The organism is Ideonella sp. BN130291, assembly GCF_036231905.1.
Lineage (GTDB): Bacteria > Pseudomonadota > Gammaproteobacteria > Burkholderiales > Burkholderiaceae_C > CAMLIZ01.
The window spans coordinates 135083-154163 of record NZ_JAZARE010000002.1; the positions used below are offsets into that span (position 1 = coordinate 135083).

Here is a 19081-nt window from a genome sequence, read left to right on the forward strand (position 1 = left end):
TCCTGCTTGGTGTTGCGGCAAGAATTGCCGAGCCTGGCTGTGCCTTCCACCGGCCCGGCCAGGCCCGGCAGTGCGTCCCCGAGCGTTTGTCGTTTCTGGCTGGCAGGCGCCCCTTGCCAGTGGCGTGCCAGCGGGCCGCCTCACGCAAGCCGCATGCCGGGGCTACAAGAGCACGATGTCGTACTGCTCCGGCGTCATCTGGTTCTCGGCCGACAGCGAGATCGGCTTGCCGATGAAGTCGCTCAAGCCGGCCAGGTGCTGGCTCTCTTCATCGAGCAGCATCTCCACCACCGCCGGCGAGGCGATGACACGGAATTCCTTGGGGTCGAACTGGCGCGCCTCGCGCAGGATCTCCCGCAGGATGTCGTAGCAGACGCTGCGCGCGGTCTTCACCTGCCCGCGGCCCTCGCACACCGGGCAAGGCTCGCACAGCATGTGCGCAAGCGACTCACGGGTGCGCTTGCGCGTCATCTCCACCAGGCCGAGCTGGGTGAAGCCGCTCACCGTGATCTTGGTGCGGTCGCGCGCCAGCTGCTTGCGGAACTCGGCCAGCACTGCCGCCTGGTGCTCGTCACGCGACATGTCGATGAAGTCGACGATGATGATGCCGCCCAGGTTGCGCAGGCGCAGCTGGCGCGCGATGGCGCCTGCGGCTTCGAGGTTGGTCTTGAAGATGGTGTCGTCGAAGTTGCGCGCGCCGACGAATCCGCCGGTGTTCACGTCCACCGTGGTCAGCGCTTCGGTCTGGTCGATGATGAGGTAACCACCCGACTTCAGGTCCACGCGGCGCGCCAGCGCCTTCTGCACCTCGGTGTCGATGTTGTAGAGGTCGAAGATCGGCCGCTCGCCGCGGTAGAGCTCCAGCTTGCTCACCGCCGTGGGCGTGAAGGCCTTGCCGAAGGCCAGCAGGTGCTCGTACTGCTGCCTGGAGTCGATGCGGATGGATTGCGTGTCGTCGTTGGTGAGGTCGCGCAGCACCCGCTCCGCCAGGCTCAGATCCTGGTGCAGCAGGGTGCCCGGCGGCACGGTGAAGCTGAGTTCGCGGATGGTGGTCCAGGTCTTGCGCAGGTAGGTGATGTCGTCGGCCAGCTCCGGGTCGGTGGCCTCCTCCGCATTCGTGCGCAGGATGAACCCGCCCCCGCCACCCTCCTCCGGCTTGCCGACCAGCGCCTGCATGCGCTGGCGCAGCTGCTCGCGCAGCTCGTGCGAGCCGATCTTCTGTGAGATGCCGATGTGGTTGTCCTGCGGCAGGTACACCAGCATGCGGCCAGCGATGCTCACCTGCGAGGACAGGCGCGCGCCCTTAGTGCCGATCGGGTCCTTGATCACCTGCACGGTCAGGGTCTGGCCTTCGAACACCAGCTTCTCGATCGGCTGCGGCGACGCGCCCGCCAGCGGCTCGCCGCGCGGCCCGGTGGCATTGAGGTGCAGGTCGGCCACGTGCAGGAAGGCCGCACGCTCCAGCCCGATGTCGATGAAGGCCGACTGCATGCCGGGCAGCACACGCGCCACGCGGCCGAGGTAGATGTTGCCCACCAGCCCGCGCTCCAGCGAGCGTTCGATGTGCAGTTCCTGCACCGCACCGTTTTCGACCACCGCGACACGAGTCTCTTGCGGGGTCCAGTTCACCAGGATGTCTTGCATGCTGCCGATAGTAGCCGCGGCCGGCAGGCGCCCGGCCCGCCGCAACCCTTACAGGCCGAGCAACTGTGCCGTTTCGAACAAGGGCAGGCCCATGATGCCGGAGTAGCTGCCGTCGATGCGCCCGATCCAGGCGGCCGCCGCACTCTGGATCGCGTAGGAGCCGGCCTTGCCGCGCGGCTCCCCGCTGGCCACATAGGCCTGGATCTCGGCGCGGGCAAGCGGCCTGAAATGCACTCGCGACACGTTCAGCGCCAGCGTGTTGCGCTGGCCCCGGCGCACGGCCACGGCGGTCAGCACCCGATGGGTGCGGCCGGACAACAGGCCCAGCATGCGTTCGGCATCCTTGTCGTCGGCCGGTTTGCCGAGGATGCGCCGGCCCACCGCCACCGTGGTGTCGGCGCAGAGGATGGGCGCGGGCGGCAGGCCGCGCTGCTGCAGCCGCTTCACCGCGGCTTTCAGTTTGGCCAGGGTGACCCGCTGCACGTAGTCGGCTGGCAGCTCGCCCGGCAACACGGCTTCCAGCGCTTCGGCGTCTTCGTCCTCACCGGGCAGCAGCAGCTCATGCGCCACGCCGATCTGGTCCAGCAGCTGGCGCCGGCGCGGGCTTTGGGACGCGAGGTAGATCTTCATTCGCGGTGGTACGGGTGGCCGGTGGTCACCGACCAGGCACGGTAGAGCGCCTCGGCCAGCAGCACGCGCACGAAGGCATGCGGCAGGGTCAGGTCGGACAGGCGCAGCGCTTCGTCGGCGCTGGCCTTGAGCGCCGGGTCCAGGCCGTCCGGCCCGCCGATCAGCAAGGCTGCGTCTCGGCCTTCGCCCATCCAGCGCTGCAGCCGCTCGGCCAGTTGCACGCTGGTGAGCCGGTCACCGCGCTCGTCGAGCACGATGCGGCGCGCGCCCTTCGGGATCGCCGCCTCCAGGCGCAGCGCCTCCGCGGCCATCAGCTGCGCGGCGCTCTTGCCACCGCGCGGCTCGGCCTTCACCGCCTTGAGCTCCAGGCGGAGCTCGGGCGGGAAACGCTTCGCAAACTCCTCGTAGGCCGCTTCGGCCCAGGCCGGCTGGCGCTGGCCGACAGCAACGATCACCAGCCGCACGGCAGGATGCGTGTCAGCGGCGCGGCGCCGTCTTCTTGGCGGCCGTCTTCGCCGGCGCCTTCTTCACGCCCACGGTGCGCGTGATGGCGGCCTTCTTGGCGGGCGCCTTCTTGGCCGGGGCCCGGCCCGCGCTGGCGGGCTGGGCGGCCGACTTGCGGGCGGCCGTCTTGGCGGGTGCCTTGGCCGGCGCCTTGACGGCTGCCGTCTTTCTGGCGGGCGGCTTGGCAGCCGTCTTGGTGGCCGCCGTCCTGGCAGGAGCCTTCGCAGGCGACTTGGACGGTGCCTTGGTGGCTGTCCTGCCGGCGGGGGTCTGTGCCGTCGCGCTCTGCTTGGCGCTGGCCTTCTTGGCGCTGGCCTTCTTGGCGGGCGGCGGTTCCTCGGCCTCCTCGTCGTCAGCCGCGGAGGCCTTCACCAGGCCCTTGGCCTCGCCGTCGAGCTTGAGCTTGACCGGCTTGCCGCCCCAGATTTCCTCGAGGTGGTAGTACTCGCGGATGGCCGGCTGCATGATGTGGGCCACGGCGGCGCCGCAGTCCACGATGATCCACTCGCCGTTGTCCTCACCCTCGGTGCGCATCACCTGCAGGCCGCGTTTTTTCACCGCGTCGCGCACGCTGGAGGCCAGGGCCTTGGTCTGCCGGTTGGAGGTGCCCGAGGCGATGATCACGCGCTCGAACAGCGGCGACAGGTGCTCGGTGTTGAAGACCACGATGTTCTGGGCCTTCACGTCTTCCAGGCCATCGACGATGGCGCGTTGCAGCTTGCGGATGTCCATCAGGAAACCCTCGTCAGGGGCAACGCACGTGTGTGGCAAAGCGGTTTCATTCAGCTCCGATAGAGGTGGGTACGGTCAATATAGCGGGCGACGCCGGGCGGCACCACCTCTGCGATGCTTTGGCCGCGGTCGATGCGCTCCCGGACGTCGCTCGATGACAACGGCATGGCTGGCATCGGCAGTGCCTGCACCTGGTGCGGCACCGCAGCAACCGGCGTGCTCGGTTTCGGCTGCTCGCCGTCGCGGCCGGCCACGGCCAGCGTCACCCGCGCCAGCAGGTCCTGCCAGCGATGCCAGGTGTGCAGCCGGGCGTACTGGTCCTGGCCAAGCACGAGGAACCAGCCGGCGCCACGGTATTCAGGGCGCGCCTGCAGCTCCAGCACCGTGTCCAGCGTGTAGCTGGGGCCGGTGCGCTTCAACTCGCACTCGTCCACGCGCATGCCGGGCTCGCCGTCGATCATGGCGCGCAGCATCGCGGCCCGGTCCGCGGGTGGTGCCATGGCGCGGTCGGCCTTCTGCCACGGCTGACCCGCAGGCACCAGCACCAGCTCGTCCAACCCCAGCTGGTCGCGTGCGAGCCGGGCCAGCGTGAGGTGGGCGTTGTGCGGCGGATCGAAGCTGCCGCCATACAGGCCGATGCGCAGCGGCTTCACTCCGTTGCCCAGTCGCGCGGCCGCAGGAAGTCGCTGTACAGCCGAGCCTCCGGCGTGCCGGGCTCGGGCTGCCAGTCGTAGCGCCAGGTCACCACCGGCGGCATCGACATCAGGATGGATTCGGTGCGCCCGCCCGACTGCAGGCCAAACAGCGTGCCGCGGTCGAACACCAGGTTGAACTCGACATAGCGGCCGCGCCGGTAGGTCTGGAATTCGCGCTCCCGCTCGCCATGGGGCATGCGCTGGCGGCGCTGCACGATTGGCAGGTAGGCGGTGAGAAAGGCATCGCCGACCGCGCGGGTCATCGCAAAGCTGCCGTCAAAGCCAAGCTCGGCAAAGTCGTCGTAGAACACGCCGCCGATGCCACGCGGCTCGTTGCGGTGCTTGAGAAAGAAGTACTCGTCACACCAGCGCTTGAAGCGCGGGTACAAGGCAGCGCCGAAGGGCGCCAGCGCATCACGGCAGGTGCGGTGGAAGTGCCGGGCGTCCTCCTCGAAGCCGTAGTACGGCGTCAAGTCCATGCCGCCGCCAAACCACACCACCGGCTCACGGCCCGCCGGCCGGGCGGCGAACATGCGCACGTTCATGTGCACGGTAGGCACGTAGGGGTTGCGCGGGTGCATCACCAGCGACACCCCCATCGCCTCGAAGGGCGCGCCGGCCAGCTCCGGCCGGTGTGCCGTGGCGGAGGGCGGCATGGTCTTGCCGATCACGTGGGAGAAGCCGCAGCCGCCGCGCTCGAGCAGGCGCCCGCCTTCCACGATGCGCGAGATGCCGTCGCCTTCCAGCGCGCCGCCGGCCGGCCGTTGCCAGCGGTCGGTGAGGAAGGGTTCGCCGCCTTCGGCTTCCAGTGCGCTCACGATGCGCTGCTGCAGCCCCAGCAGGTAGGCGCGCACGGCGCCGGTGTCCAGCATCAGCGCTTCACGGCGCGGTGGCCGATGTCCTTGCGGTACTGCGCGCCGTCGAAATGGATGCCGGCCGCCACTTCATAGGCACGTTGCTGCGCGGTGCGGGCGGATTCACCGAGCGCGGTCACGCAGAGCACGCGGCCACCGTTGCTGACCACCTTGCCCTCGCGGCTGTCGGTGCCGGCGTGGAACACCATCGCATCGGCGCTCTCTGCCGGCAGGCCGGTGATTGCGTCACCCTTGCGCGGCGACATCGGGTAGCCGTGTGCGGCCATCACGATGCCCAGCGCGAAGCGGCGGTCCCACTGCAGGTCCGCCTGGTCGAGCGTACCGTCGGTGGCGTGCAGCAGCACCTCCACCAGGTCGGACTTCAGCCGCATCATGATCGGCTGGGTCTCGGGGTCGCCCATGCGGGCGTTGAACTCGATGGTGCGCGGCTGGCCCTGGGCATCGATCATCAGGCCGGCGTAGAGGAAGCCGGTGAACGGAATGCCGTCCTTGGCCATGCCCGCGACGGTCGGCTGGATGATCTCGTGCATCACCCGCGCATGCACGTTGGGCGTGACCACCGGCGCCGGCGAATACGCGCCCATGCCGCCGGTGTTGGGGCCCTGGTCGCCGTCGAGCAGGCGTTTGTGGTCCTGGCTGGTGGCCAGCGGCAGCACGTTCCTGCCGTCGCACAGCACGATGAAGCTGGCTTCCTCGCCCTCGAGGAACTCCTCGATCACCACCCGCGCGCCGCCGCTGTTGTGCTGCACGCCGAGCTTGTTGTCCAGCAGGATGAAGTCGATGGCCTCGTGCGCTTCCTGCGCGGTCATCGCCACCACCACGCCCTTGCCCGCCGCTAGGCCGTCGGCCTTGATGACGATGGGCGCGCCGTGTTTGTCCACATGGGCGTGGGCTTCTTCCGCCTTCTCGAAGGTGGCGTACAGCGCGGTCGGGATGCCGTGGCGCTGCATGAAGTCCTTGGCAAAGGCCTTGGAGCTTTCCAGTTGCGCGGCCGCCTTGGTCGGCCCGAACACGCGCAGCCCGCGCGCACGGAACTCGTCCACCAGCCCGGCCGCCAGCGGCTGCTCCGGCCCCACCACCGTGAGCGCGATCTTCTCGGCCGCGGCAAAGTCCGCCAGCGCCTTGATGTCGGTGATGTTGACGTTCTGCAGCCGGGGGTCCAGCGCGGTGCCGGCATTGCCCGGCGCCACGTAGGTGCGCTGCACCCGCGGGGATTGCGCGAGCTTCCAGGCCAGCGCGTGTTCGCGGCCGCCGGCGCCGATGACAAGGATCTTCATAGCGGGTGCCTGTTCACAGCTCGAGCTCTGCGTTGTGATAGACCTCTTGCACGTCGTCCAGGTCTTCGATGACGTCCAGCAGCTTCTGCATGCGCTGCGCCTCCTCGCCGGCGAGCTCGATGGAGTTTTCGGCACGCATGGTTACTTCCGCCACGTCGGGCTTGAGGCCGGCCTTTTCGAGCGCGTTCTTCACGGCTTCGAATTCCGGCGGGGCGCACAGCACCTCGACCGCACCGTCGTCGTCGGTGATCACGTCCTCGGCGCCCGCTTCCAGGGCGACTTCCATCACCTTGTCCTCGCTGGTGCCCGGCGCGAAGATGAACTGGCCCACATGCTTGAACTGGAAGGCCACCGAGCCTTCGGTGCCCAGGTTGCCGCCGTACTTGCTGAAGGCGTGGCGCACCTCGGCCACGGTGCGCACCCGGTTGTCGGTCATGCAGTCCACGATGATGGCGGCGCCGCCGATGCCATAGCCCTCGTAGCGGATTTCCTCGTAGTTCACGCCTTCGAGGTTGCCGGTGGCCTTGTCGATGTTGCGCTTGACCGTGTCCACCGGCAGGTTCACCGCCTTGGCCTTTTCGATCGCCAGCCGAAGCCGCGGGTTGGCGCCGGGGTCACCGCCACCCAGGCGGGCGGCCACCATGATTTCGCGGATCACCCGGGTCCAGGCCTTGCCGCGCTTTTCATCCTGGCGGCCTTTTCTGTGCTGGATGTTGGCCCACTTGGAATGACCGGCCATGCGTTTTTCTCCTGTGGCGGGCGGCGCTGAAAGCGCGCGGCCGCCCTGTGTTCTTTGGATAGACTGGACGCGATTTTACTTGGCGTCCCAGAGGAGATTCCCATGGCCGAGCCCATCCTGGTTGCCAAGCACGGCGACATCGAGTGCCAGCTGCTGCCCGCGCTGGCCAACCGCCACGGCCTGATCACCGGCGCCACCGGCACCGGCAAGACCATCACGCTGCAGACCCTGGCCGAGAACTTCAGCCGCCAGGGCGTGCCGGTGTTCATGGCTGACGTGAAGGGCGACCTCACCGGCATCACCCAGAAAGGCAGCGTGAGCGACAAGCTTGCCGCGATGCTGAAGGAACGGGGGCTGCAGGCCCCGCCGCCGGCCGCCTGCCCCGCCACCTTGTGGGACGTGTTCGGTGAACAGGGCCACCCGGTGCGCGCCACCGTCAGTGACATGGGGCCGCTGCTGCTGGCCCGCATGCTGGCGCTGAACGACACCCAGGCCGGCGTGCTGCAGCTGGCCTTCAAGATTGCCGACGACCATGGCCTGCTGCTGCTCGACATGAAGGACCTGCGGGCCATGTTGCAGCACCTGGGCGACAACGCCGGCGAGTTCACCACCGAGTACGGCAACATCAGCCCGGCGTCCATCGGCGCCATCCAGCGCGGCCTGATGCAGATCGAGGAGCAAGGCGGCGACAGGTTCTTCGGCGAGCCGATGCTCAACATCGCCGATTTCATGCAGACCTCGGACGGCCAGGGCGTCGTCAACATCCTGGCCGCCGACAAGCTGCTCAACGCGCCGCGGCTGTATGCCAGCTTCCTGCTGTGGATGCTGTCGGAGCTGTTCGAATCCCTGCCCGAGGTGGGTGACCTGGACAAGCCGAAGCTGGTGTTCTTCTTCGACGAGGCGCACCTGCTGTTCAAGGACGCACCCGCGGCACTGATCGAGCGCATCGAGCTGGTGGTGCGGCTGGTGCGCTCCAAGGGCGTGGGGGTCTATTTCGTCACCCAGAACCCGCTGGACATTCCCGACACCGTGCTCGGCCAGTTGGGCAACCGGGTGCAGCATGCGCTGCGTGCGTTCACGCCGCGCGACCAGAAGGCCGTGAAGGCCGCGGCCGACACCATGCGGCCCAATCCCAAGCTCGACATCTCCGCCGCCATCACCGAGCTGGCGGTCGGCGAGGCGCTGTGCAGCTTCCTCGACGAAAAAGGCCGGCCCAGCGTGACCGAGCGGGCGTTCGTGCTGCCGCCGGGCAGCCAGATCGGGCCGATCACGCCGGCCCAGCGCCAGGCCCTGATGCAGAGCTCGCTGGTGGCCGGCGTGTATGAAAAGACGGTGGACCGCGAGTCCGCGTACGAAAAACTCAAGGGCCGTGCTGTCGCCTCCAGCCAGCCCGCGACGCCTTCACCCACCGGCGCACCAGGCCACACGCCTGCTTCCGCCCCCGCGCCATCGGGCGGCGGTTGGCTGGGCGACGTGGCCGGCGGCCTGCTGCGCGGCTCCGGCCGCAAGGACTCGGTGCTCGAGACCGTGGCCAAGTCGGCGGCACGCTCCATCGGTTCCACCGTGGGCCGAGAAATCATCCGCGGCGTGCTCGGCTCGCTGCTGGGGGGCAGCAGCCGGCGCCGTTGACGCGCCTGGCGGCAGCGAGAAAAACGCGCGTGAACTGCATCACGCGATCCGGCTGACTGCAAGAAAACGTATCGAAAGCCCGACCCGCGCCCGCGGTGTCAGGGCCTACATTCGTGCGATGGCCTCGCATGGCTGCACGCATCTGACGGAGGAGAACCTTATGACAACACGCCGCGCCGCTCTCACGATCGCGCTTTCGGCCATCGCTGCCGCCACGTCCATCGGCCTGGCCGGTTGCTCCAAGATCGGCGACACGGTCAAGATCGGTGTCGCCCAGCCGATGTCCGGCCCGCTGGCCCCGCTGGGCAAGGACATGCTCAACGGCGTGACCCTTGCGGTCAAGGAGATCAACAAGGCCGGGCTGCGCATCGACGGCAAGGCGGTCACGCTGGAGGTCGTGTCGGTCGACGACAAGGCCAATGCCGACGAAGGCAAGAAGGTTGCCCAGACCTTGATCGACGCCGGCGTGGTGGCCGTGGTGGGCCACCTCAACTCCGGCGTCAGCATGGCCGCTGCGCCGATGTACGCCGAGAAGCACATTCCGCAGCTGGCCATCTCCACCAAGCCCGAATACACCAAGATGGGCCTGGACACCACCTTCCGGCTGGTGGCCAACGACGCCATCCAGTCCAAGGCGATGGGCTCCTACGCCGCCAGCCAGATCGCCGGCAGCGCCTATGCGGTGATCGACGACAACACGCCCTACGGCAAGGGCCTGGCCGACCTGGCCGCCGGCGAGATCAAGAAGCAGAACAAGGCCGTCAGCGTGCGCAAGTCGCTGGACGACAAGACCACCGACTTCGCCGCCCTGCTGCCCGAGCTCAAGGCCGGCAAGGTGGACGTGATCGTCACCACGCTGAACGACTTCCAGGTGGTCGCGCTGATCGAGCAGCTCGCCAAGGCCGGCATGACCGACATGCGCATCCTGGGTGGCGACACGATCAAGACCGACAAGCTGGTGAAGGGGCCGCTGCCCATCCGCGGCGTGTACGCCACCTCGCCCATCATCGAGGCGCGCGAGTTCAACGCGGGCCGCGACTTCCTGGCCCGCTTCCGCGCTGCCACCAACGGCGAGCCGATCTACGGCGCGCACTACGCCTACGACGCGGTGCATGTGCTGGTGGCCGCGATCAAGCGCGCCGAGAGCGTGGACGGCGAGAAGCTGACCAAGGAGCTCAAGCGCATCGACGCCCTGGCACCGGTCACCAACGCCATCCGCTTCAAGCCCGACGGCGAGCAGTACTACGGCGCCATCAGCGTGTACAAGGCCAACCCCGGCGCGTGGGAAGCCGTGATGCGCAGCGACCAGTGGTGAAGTGAACCCCCGGCTGCCTGGCAGCCGCCCCCCATGGGGGCTCGGAACGCGGCCGGGCAACCCGTCCGCATTCCCCCCCGCCGCCACCATCCCCCCTGGCCGCGTTGCGGCCTGTCCCAGGGGGACTTCATGGCGCGCCCGGTACGGTTTCTACGCTTTCGAGATCTGCTGGCGGACGTGGTTAGCCAGATCGCCCAGCAGGCGCTCGATGGCCCGTTGCACCCGCGCGAAGCCGGCGTTGCGCTGGTAGGCCGCGGCGTCCATGTAGAGCGACTTCTTCACCTCGATCTGCACCGCATGGCAGTGCCGTGACGGGTCGCCCGAGGTGCGCACGATCTCCACGCCCTTGAACGGGTCGTTGCGTGCCACGCTGAAGCCGCTGCTGCGCAGGCTGGCTTCGATCAGTGCCATGGTGGCTTCGTCGGCGGTGCTGGCGTCGCGGTCACCCAGCACGAAGTCGGCCAGCGGCCGGTCGCCGAGGCCGAGCTTGCGATAGCTGTCGTCGGGCATGGAATGCACGTTCAGGTGCCAGCGCGCACCGAAGCGTTGGTGCGCCGCCTCCAGCTCCCGCTGCAGCGCCTCGGTGTAGGGCCGCCAGCAGGTGTCGATGCGGCGCTGCACCTCGGCCACGCTCAGGCGGCGCCTGTACATCGGCTGGCCGTCCAGCAGGCGCCACACCAGCCCGATGCCCAGGCGCGTTTTGGGGCCGGGCCGCACTTCGCCCGGCCAGGCGCCGTCCAGCAGCGCTTCATCGATGTCGGCCAGCGCCCGGTTGGGGTCGATGTAGGCCCGCGGGAACCGAGCGGCCAGCAGCACCGCGCCGTGCCGTGGCGCGCCGGCCCAGAGCTCGTCGACGAAGCTGTCTTCGGCACTGCGCAGCAGGCCGGGCGCAAGCGCGGTGTCGAAATCGGCCGGCGTCTCGCGGCCGCTGTGCGGCGAATCCACCACGATGGGCAGTGCATCGCCGGCGGGGCGGTGCAGCAGGTAGGCGTCGGGAGGGTGCGTCGGCATCGGGGCGGCCTTCTCGAGGGCCATGTTAGCGTCGGGGCTGTCATGCGCCGGCGCAAAATGCGCCCTCCGGCCTGCAGCCCAGGCGTTCACCCGAGGACCGTGATGACCTCTGCGCCGACCGACCTGCAGGACGAGATCCACCGATTGCAGCGGGCGCTGCAGGAGCGTGACGATCTGCTGGCGCTCACCGCCCATGAGCTGCGCAATCCGCTGCACAGCCTGTCCCTGCAGCTGCGCCTGGCCCGCATGGCGGCCGAAGGCGGCGACGCGCCGGAAGCGCTTGGCCGCGTGGCCAAGGCGGAGGTGATGCTGGAGCGCTACGTGGAGCGCCTCACCCTGCTGCTCGACCTGACACGGCTGAATGCCGAGGCCTATCCGGTGCGGTTGCGCACCGTGGACCTCACCCGCACCCTCGCCTCGCTGGTGGACACCCTGGCGGCCGAGGCGCAGTACCGGCACGTGCAGCTGCAGCTGGAGGCGCCGGAGCGCTGCGAGCTCACCACCGACCCGGCCATCGTCGAGCAGATCGTGGGCAACCTGATGCTCAACGCGTTCAAGCATGCCGCCTGCCAGCACGTCACGCTCACCTTGCAGCCGGCGCAGGACAACACGGTGCTCGTCAGCGTGGCCGACGACGGCCGTGGCATCGCGCCGCAGGACCAGCAGCGCATCTTCGGCAAGTTCGCGGTCGCGCAGGACGGCCCACGCGGAACGGGCAGCGGCCTGGGCCTGTGGATCGTGCGTAAACTGCTGGCCGTACTGGGCGGCAGCATCACACTGTCCAGCCGCCCCCAGGCCGGCAGCACCTTCACGCTGCGGCTTCCCACCGTCTACCGAGCCGACAACCGACCATGAACGTTAGCTCTTCTGCTCCCTCGCTGGAGCGTCTGTCCAGCGGCATTCCCGGCCTGGACATGGTGCTGGGCGGCGGCTTTTTCCGCTCGGGCGTGTACATCATTCACGGGCACCCCGGCAGCGGCAAGACCATCCTGGCCAACCAGCTGTGCTACCGGCATGTGGCCGCCGGCGGGCGGGCGGTGTATGTCACCCTGCTCGCCGAATCGCATGCGCGCATGCTGCAGCACATCCGCCCGCTGTCGTTCTTCGACGAAAAGGCGATTCCCGACGAGCTGAGCTACATCAGCGCCTTCCACGACCTCGAGGCTGACGGCCTGAAGGGCCTGATGGGCGTGCTGCGACGCGAGATGCGGGCGCGCAACGTGAGCGTGCTGGTGCTGGACGGCCTGGTGGCCGCCGCCGAGGCCGCGCAAACCGACCGCGAGCTCAAGAAGTTCATCCACGAGGTGCAGACCAGCGCGGTGTTCCACGGCTGCACCGTGTTCCTGCTCACCAGCGGCGGGCCGCAGCGGGTGAATGCCGAGCACACCATGGTGGACGGGTTGATCGAGCTGGAGGACCGGCTGTTCGACGCCCGCTCCGAGCGCGCCATCCAGGTGCGCAAGTTCCGCGGCGGCGGCTCGCTGCGCGGCAAGCACGCCTTTCGCATCAGCGACGACGGGCTGGAGGTGTTTCCCCGCATCGAGTCGATGTTCAAGGCGCCGCCCGATTCACCGCAGCCCACCCCGGCGCTCTCCAGCGGCGTGCCCAGCCTGGACGCGCTGATCGCCGCCGGCGGCATCCCGGCCAACACCGCCACCGTGGTCATCGGCTCCACCGGCACCGGCAAGACCACGCTGTGCCTGAACTTCCTGTCCCGGTGCACACCGCAGGAGCCGGGCATGATGTTCGGCTTCTTCGAGGCGCCGCACCGGCTGCGCGCCAAGGCGCGAGCCTTCGGCGCGGACCTGGAGGCGCTGGAGGCCAGCGGCGCGCTCACGCTGAAGTGGCACTCCCAGGGCGAGCACGTGCTGGACGAGCTGGCACATCGGCTGCTCACCGAGGTGACCGAGCGCGGCATCAAGCGCCTGGCCATCGACGGCATGTCCGGCTTTTTCGAATCTTCCGTATTTCCGGAGCGCACCAGCCGGTTTTTCTCCTGCCTGATCAACGAGCTGCGGCGGCTCGGCGTGTCCGTGCTGATGACCATGGAGACGATCAACGTGGTGGGCAGCGAGATCAGCACGCCCTTCGGCGTGTCCGGCTTCGTCGACAACCTGCTGTTCCTGCGCTTTGCCGAGACCGGCGGCCACGTGAAGCGGCTGATCACCATCATCAAGATGCGCGACAGCGACTTCCAGCCCGGCCTGCACGAATTCAAGATCGGGCCGGCGGGACTGTCGATTGCCGGCATGTACAGCTTGGACGGCGACGTGATTCCCAGCGCCCAACCCATGACCGGCAAGGCGCAGTGAGAAGGTGCCCCTTTGAAGACCATCCTGGTCGTTGACGACGAGCTTGCGAACGCAGAGGTGCTCAGCCTGATCCTCGAGGAGGAGGGCTACCGCGTCTTCTGCGCATCGAACGGGCGCCAAGGCCTGGAGCGGGTGGCCGAGGTGCGGCCGCAGCTCGTGGTGCTGGACTTCATGATGCCCATCATGAACGGCGCCGACATGGGCCGCGCGCTGCGCGAATCGGACGCCACCCGCGGCATCCGCATCCTGATGAACAGCAGCCTCACCGAGAGTGCGGTGCGCGAGCACTTCACCGGCTACGACCACTTCCTGCGCAAACCGTACAACGTCGACGTGGCGCTGGAAGTGATCGCGCGCCTGCTGCGCGACTGACCGCGGCCACCAGCCGCCCCCGCTGGCGCCGCGGCGCCGACATCTCGCGCACGGCGCCGGCATTTCGTCGCACACCGGCTGCACCCGGCGGCGGCGGCCCCTAGCCTCACGGTCGTTCGATCAACGACCGCAGGAGAGAGCCGCCATGTACACCCCCCAATTGCGCCAGGCCTTGCGCCGCCACGGCGTGGCCCTGTTCGCCACCCTCAGCCTGCAGGGCGCCGCCTTCGCAGCCGTCAGCGAGCCGCAGTTCGTGGCCGCCTTCCAGCAGTTCCAGCAGGCGCTCAAGGGCGACGAAAGCGCCGTGGACAAGGCGGCCGAGCAGTTCGGCAGCCTGCTGCAGGCCGACCCGGCCGACCCGGTGCTGCTGGCGTACGCGGGCGCGGCCACCGCGATGAAGGCGCGCAGTGCCCTGATGCCGTGGAAGAAGATGGGCTACGCCGAGGAGGGGCTGGCCCAGATCGACAAGGCGCTGGCGCTGCTGCAGCCGGCCCACGACACCTTGCTGCATCACGGCACGCCGGCCAGCCTGGAGGCGCGCTTCGTGGCCGCCACCACCTTCCTCGGCATGCCGCCGATGTTCCACCGCGAGGCGCGTGGCGCCGCGCTGCTGCAGGAGGTGCTGGCGAGCCCGCTGCTGGCCCAGGCGCCGCAGGCCTTCCAGGCCGCGGTGCGCCAGCGGGCCCAGGCGCGGGCCACCCAGGCTGCACAGAAATGACCCGGCTGCATCGAGACGCCAGCGCCCCCGTGGTGGCGGTGCGCGGCGTGCGCAAGACCTACCGGCTGGGCGCGCACACCGTGCCGGCGCTGCAGGGCGTGGACCTGGCCGTGCTGGCGGGCGAGATGGTGGCGCTCACCGGGCCGTCGGGCAGCGGCAAGAGCACCTTGCTCAACCTGTGCGGCCTGATCGACGTGCCCGATGCCGGCGAGGTGCGCCTGCAGGGCCAGCCGGTGCACCTGCTGGACGAGACGAGCCGCACCCTGTTGCGCCGCGACGGCCTGGGGTTTGTATTCCAGAGCTTCAACCTGGTGCCGGTGATGACAGTGACCGACAACGTGGACTACCCGCTCTTCCTGGCCGGCGTGCCGGCGGCTGAACGCCGGCGCCGGGTGGCCGAGGCGCTGGAGCGCGTCGGCCTGGCCGAGCATGCCGCGCACCGGCCGGATGCCCTGTCGGGCGGCCAGCGCCAGCGCGTGGCCATTGCCCGCGCGCTCATCAAGCGCCCAGCGCTGGTGATCGCCGACGAGCCCACCGCCAGCCTGGACTCCCACACCGCCGACCAGGTGCTGGACCTGATGCGCGAGCGCTGCCATGCCGAGGGCGCCGCTTTCGTGATCGCCACGCACGACGACCGCCTGACGCGCCGCTGCGACCGCATCGTGCGCCTGCTGGACGGCGAGATCACCGGGGCTGAACAGCCCGCACAGGAACCGCAAAGGAGCGCCGCATGAAGTGGCTTCGATTCGCCTGGCTCAACACGCTGCGCAACCGCCGGCGCTCGCTGGTCACGGTGGCGATCGCCGCCCTCGGCACGGCGGCCATCCTGCTGGCCGGCGGCTTTGCGCTGTTCACCTACCAGGGGCTGGCGCAGTCCGCCGCCCGCAGCACCGGCCACCTGATCGTGGGCATGCCCAGCCAGTTCAGCCGCGACGAGGACGTGCCGCTGCAGCATGGCCTGGACAACGTGGCCAACCTGCGCGCCCGGCTGCTGGCCGACCCGGCGGTGCGCCAGGTGCTGCCGCGGGTGGAGTTCAGCGGCCTGATCAGCAACGGCGAAAAGTCCACCGTGATGATGGCCGCCGGCATTGACCCGGACAGCGAGTTCGCGGTGAAGGGGCCGTTCCTGAAGGTGACCGCGGGTGACGTGCTGGCCAGCCGCAGCCAGGGTGAGGTGATGCTGGGCGAGGCCCTGGCACGCAGCCTGAAGGCCCAGCCCGGCACCAGCCTCACCCTGCTGGCCAGCACCACCGAAGGCGCGCTCAATGCGATGGACGTCACGGTCAAGGGCGTGTTCTCCACCGGCATCCCGGAGATCGACAAGCGCCTGGTCTACACCGACCTGGCCACCGCGCAGAAGCTGCTGGTCACCCAGCGCGTGTCCACGCTGGGCGTGTTCCTGCGCGGCATGGACGACGTGGCGCCAGCGCAGGCGCGCATCGCGGCCGCCCACCCGGGCCTGGCAGTGCAGACCTGGCTGGACCAGGCCACCTTCTACAAGAGCGTGAAAGCGCTCTACAACCGGATCTTCGGCGCGCTCGGGCTGATCATCGGCGTGATCGTGGTGTTCGTGGTCACCAACGCGATGGCGATGGCGATCATCGAGCGCACCCGTGAGATCGGCACCCTGCGCGCCATGGGCACCCTGCCCGGCCAGCTGCTGCGCAGCCTGGCGCTGGAAGGCATGGTGCTGGGTGGCACCGGCGCGGCGGTGGGCGCGCTGCTGTCGCTGGGCGTGTCCGTGCTGCTGCTGATCGTGCCGGTGGAGATGCCGCCGCCACCGGGCCGCAGCACCGGCTACCCGTTGCAGATCGCCATCGACGCACCGATGTATGCCGCGACGCTGGTGGCGATGGTGCTGCTCGCGATGCTGGCCTCGGCCTGGATCGCCCGCAAGACGGTGCACCGCCCGATCGTCGAGGCGCTGGCCCATGTCTGAACAAGGAACCACGATGCTCCGCTTCACCCTCATCGCAGCCGCCTTGCTGGCGGCCACCACCGCGCAGGCCGCCGACGACGTGCCCGCGCTGCTGAAGGCCGCCGACAAATGGCGCATGTCCAGCGACAGCCTGCAGGTCGAGACCCAGGTGCAGGTGTTCAACAAGGACGGCAGCCCCGACAAGGAACGCCGCTACACCGTGTTCGCCCAACCGCAGCACCGCTCGCTGGTGCTGATGCGCTCGCCGGCCGAGGCCGGCCAGAAGGTGCTGATGCTGGGCGACGACTTCTGGCTGCTGATGCCCAGCAGCCAGCGCCCGCTGCGCATCACCCCGATGCAGAAGCTGCTGGGCGACGCCTCCACCGGCGACGTGGCCACCCTGAGCTGGGCCGAGGACTACACCGGCACCCTGGTGGGCGACGAGCCCTGCGCCGAGGCCGGCGGGCCGCTGTGCACCCACCTCAGCCTGCAGGCCGCGCGCAAGGGCGTGAGCTACCAGCGCATCGAGCTGTGGCTGGGCAAGCAGCGCCATGAGCCGGTGAAGGCCGACCTCTACGTGCAGTCGGACAAGCTCGCCAAACAGGCGCGTTTCGTGCTCGACAAGGCCGGCACGAGCGTCGCGGAGATGGTGCTGCTGGACCAGCTGAGCTCGCACAAGGAGACGCGGGTGCGGTATCTCTCGCGCCAGGGGCGCAGCGTGCCGGACGCGTGGATGAACCCGATGTTTCTGGCGCGCAACCCGGCGCTGGAGTAGGCCATGCCCCGCACCCCTGCCGCGCGGCCGCTGGCCGTGGCGACGGCGCTCGCCTGTGCAGCCGCCGCACACGCCGAGCCGGAGGCCGCGGCGCGCGCCTGGAGCGGCGAGCTGCGGGCCCACGTGGACGCGCGCAGCGCCAATCCCGCCGGGCCGCTGGCGGCCGCCGCGCGCCTGTCGCCCGGGCTGGTGGCGTTGCCACGCGGCGGCGCCACCGTGGCGCTGGGCCTGCGCGCCCAGCAGCGCGGCGTGTCGGCCGACGTGCTGCTGCAGCAACAGCGGCTGGAGGGCGGCGGGAGCGACAGCACCGCCCGCTTCAACGAGCTGGTGCTGTCCGGTGCATGGCCCGGCAGCGACGCCTGGCAGTACAGCGCCGGCCGCAAGATCGTCGGCTGGGACGTGGGCTACGGCTGGCGCCCCAACGACGTGGTGCAGCAGGAACAGCGCCGCACCCTGCAGTCGTCCACGCCGCAGGGCCGGCCGCTGCTGCAGCTGGAGCACTTCAGCGCGGACACCGCCTGGACGCTGGTGTGGGTGAACCCGCAGCGCCTGAACGCAAGCGCCGAACGCCGCAGCGGCAGCAACGAAAGCGCGCTGGCCGGGCGCGTGTACCGGCGCGACGGTGCGGTGGACTGGCACGGTTTTGCCCGCTGGGGCGAGCACACGCATGCCAGCGTCGGCCTCGCTGCCGCATGGGTGGCCACCGAATCGCTGGAGTGGCATGCCTCCTGGCGCTGGGCCACGGCCCACGATGGCTGGCGATACGGCGGCCCGGGCGCCGCCGCGCCGGCCACCGCCAACCCCTGGCACGTGGCCACGCTGAGCGCGGCGCAGCTGCTGCTCGTCGGTTTCACCTGGACCAACGCCGATCAATGGAGCGTGCTGGCGGAAGCCTGGCACGACGGCAGCGCACCCGGCAACGCCGACTGGCGCGCCTGGCAGGCCCGCACCGAGTCGCTGGCCGCCGCGGGCACCGCGGCACCCGAGCCCTGGCACACCGCGTATGCCGCCAACCTGGCGTGGCAGGCCACGCCCTGGGACGCCCAGAACCTGCGCCGCGACAACCTGTTCCTGCGGCTGTCGTGGCAGCACGGCGCCTGGCAGCCGGCGGTGGACCTGCTGCTCACACCGACCGATGGTGGCCGCGTGCTCACCGCCGCGCTCGCCTGGCAAGGCGACCGCCTGCGCCTGGAGGCGGGTGTGCGCGCCTACGGCGGGCCGGCGGACGCGCTGCTGGCGCAGCTGCCCCTGCGCCGCACCGCGTACCTGCTCGCGAGTCACGCCTTCTGAGCCGCGTCTCGCGACACCGGCCGGCATTTCGTCCCGCCGCGCTCGCCCGGCAAGCCGGCCTTGAAGAAGATCACGCCATCGACAACGTCTTTTCTTCAGGAGCCCGCCATGAGCCAGATGCTGATCCAGATCCTCACCCACACCCCGCGCTGGGTGTTCGGCCTCTTCCTCGTCCTGCTGGCATTGGGTGTGCAGCAGTTGTTCACTCGCCAGGTCACCCTGCGCCGGGTGTCGCTGCTGCCCGTGGTGATGACCGGCCTGTCCGTCTGGGGGGTGATCTCCGCGTTTGCCATGCAACCGCTGGCGCTGCCGGCCTGGATGGCTGGTGCGGTGCTTGCGGGCGGGGTGCTGCTGCAGTTCCCTTTGCCGGCCGGCGTGCGCTATGACGCGGCCAGCCGCCGCTTCCAGCTGCCCGGCAGCGCGGTGCCCCTGGCGCTGATGATGGGCGTGTTCTTCACCAAGTACGCCGTTGGCGTGACGCTCGCGCAGGCACCCGAACTCGCCTTCCACGGCGGCTTCAGCCTCGGCCTGAGCGCGCTGTACGGCCTGTTCACCGGCCTGTTCGTCGGCCGCGCCGCCCGCCTGTGGCGCCTGGCGGTGGGCGATGCGGTCACTCCGCACACTGTGGCCGCCTGAGCGGCCTCT

The 19081-nt window shown here is 69.6% G+C and carries 20 protein-coding genes; 11 read left to right on the forward strand and 9 right to left on the reverse strand.

Features of this window, described 5'->3' with window-relative positions; all coding sequences use genetic code 11:
- Positions 1 to 162: 162 nt before the first annotated feature.
- The 8 genes from rng to VPH43_RS03890 are packed head-to-tail and all read right to left on the reverse strand — an operon-like array spanning position 163 to position 7096.
- Positions 163 to 1644 (reverse strand): ribonuclease G, encoded by a 1482-nt coding sequence (gene rng / locus VPH43_RS03855; protein ID WP_328576336.1) that lies wholly within the window; start codon positions 1642 to 1644, stop codon positions 163 to 165.
- 48 nt (positions 1645 to 1692) lie between these two features.
- Positions 1693 to 2274, reverse strand: coding sequence for a Maf family protein (locus VPH43_RS03860; RefSeq protein WP_328576337.1), 582 nt, complete (start codon positions 2272 to 2274; stop codon positions 1693 to 1695).
- A complete protein-coding gene (gene rlmH, locus VPH43_RS03865; protein WP_328576338.1) occupies positions 2271 to 2738 on the reverse strand; it encodes a 23S rRNA (pseudouridine(1915)-N(3))-methyltransferase RlmH in 468 nt (155 codons plus the stop codon). The genes VPH43_RS03860 and rlmH overlap by 4 nt, the downstream gene beginning before the upstream one ends.
- Before the next feature lie 13 nt (positions 2739 to 2751).
- Positions 2752 to 3510, reverse strand: a complete 759-nt coding sequence (gene rsfS, locus VPH43_RS03870) for a ribosome silencing factor (RefSeq protein WP_328576339.1) — start codon at positions 3508 to 3510, stop codon at positions 2752 to 2754.
- A gap of 50 nt (positions 3511 to 3560) precedes the next feature.
- Positions 3561 to 4163: a nicotinate-nucleotide adenylyltransferase gene (gene nadD, locus VPH43_RS03875; RefSeq protein ID WP_328576340.1), complete on the reverse strand. Its 603-nt coding sequence runs from the start codon at positions 4161 to 4163 to the stop codon at positions 3561 to 3563.
- The gene (gene hemF / locus VPH43_RS03880; protein ID WP_328576341.1) at positions 4160 to 5077 is read right to left on the reverse strand and encodes an oxygen-dependent coproporphyrinogen oxidase; all 918 of its coding nucleotides are present in this window, start codon (positions 5075 to 5077) and stop codon (positions 4160 to 4162) included. The genes nadD and hemF overlap by 4 nt, the downstream gene beginning before the upstream one ends.
- On the reverse strand, positions 5077 to 6357 hold the full coding sequence (gene purD, locus VPH43_RS03885; RefSeq protein ID WP_328576342.1) for a phosphoribosylamine--glycine ligase: 1281 nt from the start codon (positions 6355 to 6357) through the stop codon (positions 5077 to 5079). Before purD ends, hemF begins: the two co-directional genes overlap by 1 nt.
- A 13-nt stretch (positions 6358 to 6370) precedes the next feature.
- A complete protein-coding gene (locus tag VPH43_RS03890) occupies positions 6371 to 7096 on the reverse strand; it encodes a YebC/PmpR family DNA-binding transcriptional regulator (RefSeq protein ID WP_328576343.1) in 726 nt (241 codons plus the stop codon).
- Between the two features lie 102 nt (positions 7097 to 7198).
- On the opposite strand from VPH43_RS03890, the gene VPH43_RS03895 reads away from it, so the two are divergent.
- Positions 7199 to 8725, forward strand: a complete 1527-nt coding sequence (locus VPH43_RS03895) for a helicase HerA-like C-terminal domain-containing protein (RefSeq protein WP_328576344.1) — start codon at positions 7199 to 7201, stop codon at positions 8723 to 8725.
- A gap of 160 nt (positions 8726 to 8885) precedes the next feature.
- Positions 8886 to 10040, forward strand: a complete 1155-nt coding sequence (locus VPH43_RS03900) for a branched-chain amino acid ABC transporter substrate-binding protein (RefSeq protein WP_328576345.1) — start codon at positions 8886 to 8888, stop codon at positions 10038 to 10040.
- Positions 10041 to 10190: 150 nt separating this feature from the next.
- Here the strand turns inward: VPH43_RS03900 and VPH43_RS03905 are convergent, their stop codons facing one another.
- Positions 10191 to 11051: an N-formylglutamate amidohydrolase gene (locus VPH43_RS03905; protein ID WP_328576346.1), complete on the reverse strand. Its 861-nt coding sequence runs from the start codon at positions 11049 to 11051 to the stop codon at positions 10191 to 10193.
- Between the two features lie 102 nt (positions 11052 to 11153).
- Here VPH43_RS03905 and VPH43_RS03910 point away from each other — a divergent pair, with 102 nt between their 5' ends.
- The 9 genes from VPH43_RS03910 to VPH43_RS03950 all read left to right on the forward strand — a co-directional run bounded on the left by VPH43_RS03910 (position 11154) and on the right by VPH43_RS03950 (position 19072).
- Positions 11154 to 11906, forward strand: coding sequence for a sensor histidine kinase (locus VPH43_RS03910; protein ID WP_328576347.1), 753 nt, complete (start codon positions 11154 to 11156; stop codon positions 11904 to 11906).
- A complete protein-coding gene (locus VPH43_RS03915; RefSeq protein ID WP_328576348.1) occupies positions 11903 to 13363 on the forward strand; it encodes an RAD55 family ATPase in 1461 nt (486 codons plus the stop codon). Before VPH43_RS03910 ends, VPH43_RS03915 begins: the two co-directional genes overlap by 4 nt.
- Before the next feature lie 12 nt (positions 13364 to 13375).
- The gene (locus VPH43_RS03920) at positions 13376 to 13735 is read left to right on the forward strand and encodes a response regulator (RefSeq protein WP_328576349.1); all 360 of its coding nucleotides are present in this window, start codon (positions 13376 to 13378) and stop codon (positions 13733 to 13735) included.
- A gap of 145 nt (positions 13736 to 13880) precedes the next feature.
- Positions 13881 to 14453 (forward strand): hypothetical protein, encoded by a 573-nt coding sequence (locus tag VPH43_RS03925; protein ID WP_328576350.1) that lies wholly within the window; start codon positions 13881 to 13883, stop codon positions 14451 to 14453.
- Positions 14450 to 15187, forward strand: a complete 738-nt coding sequence (locus VPH43_RS03930; protein WP_328576351.1) for an ABC transporter ATP-binding protein — start codon at positions 14450 to 14452, stop codon at positions 15185 to 15187. The genes VPH43_RS03925 and VPH43_RS03930 overlap by 4 nt, the downstream gene beginning before the upstream one ends.
- Entirely contained in the window at positions 15184 to 16392 is a 1209-nt protein-coding gene (locus VPH43_RS03935; protein ID WP_328576352.1) for an FtsX-like permease family protein, read from the forward strand. The genes VPH43_RS03930 and VPH43_RS03935 overlap by 4 nt, the downstream gene beginning before the upstream one ends.
- Positions 16393 to 16405: 13 nt before the next feature.
- On the forward strand, positions 16406 to 17146 hold the full coding sequence (locus VPH43_RS03940) for an outer membrane lipoprotein-sorting protein (RefSeq protein WP_328576353.1): 741 nt from the start codon (positions 16406 to 16408) through the stop codon (positions 17144 to 17146).
- A gap of 3 nt (positions 17147 to 17149) precedes the next feature.
- Positions 17150 to 18436 (forward strand): hypothetical protein, encoded by a 1287-nt coding sequence (locus tag VPH43_RS03945; protein ID WP_328576354.1) that lies wholly within the window; start codon positions 17150 to 17152, stop codon positions 18434 to 18436.
- Positions 18437 to 18544: 108 nt separating this feature from the next.
- Complete coding sequence (locus tag VPH43_RS03950; RefSeq protein WP_328576355.1) at positions 18545 to 19072, forward strand: DUF6622 family protein; 528 nt, start codon at positions 18545 to 18547, stop codon at positions 19070 to 19072.
- The last annotated feature ends 9 nt before the right edge of the window (positions 19073 to 19081 follow it).